Origin of the sequence: Streptomyces lincolnensis (assembly GCF_021173675.1) — a bacterium.
GTDB lineage: Bacteria > Actinomycetota > Actinomycetes > Streptomycetales > Streptomycetaceae > Streptomyces > Streptomyces lincolnensis_B.
In genome coordinates this window covers 1-339 of the sequence record NZ_JAIHON010000053.1, presented here as the reverse complement: position 1 = coordinate 339, position 339 = coordinate 1, and the positions used below count along the sequence as shown (strand labels likewise).

The window sequence follows — 339 nt, the reverse complement described above, 5'->3', positions numbered from 1 at the left end:
AGGTCCTCGTCCGCTCCTTCCAGGACAGCAACGGCGACGGTGTCGGCGACCTCAAGGGCCTCACCGCCAAACTGGACTACCTCCAATGGCTGGGCGTCGACTGCCTGTGGCTGCCGCCCTTCTTCAAGTCCCCGCTGCGCGACGGAGGCTACGACGTCTCCGACTACACCGCCGTCCTGCCCGAGTTCGGCGACCTCGCCGACTTCGTGGAATTCGTCGACGCCGCCCACCAACGCGGCATGCGCGTCATCATCGACTTCGTCATGAACCACACCAGCGACCAGCACCCGTGGTTCCAGGAGTCCCGCAACAACCCCGACGGCCCCTACGGCGACTACT

The 339-nt window shown here is 65.8% G+C and carries 1 protein-coding gene; it reads left to right on the top strand.

All coding sequences use genetic code 11. The annotated features are described in order from the left end of the window. Nucleotides 1-339: alpha-amylase family glycosyl hydrolase (locus K4B79_RS47525; RefSeq protein WP_269464843.1), on the top strand; the 339-nt coding region annotated here is incomplete at both ends.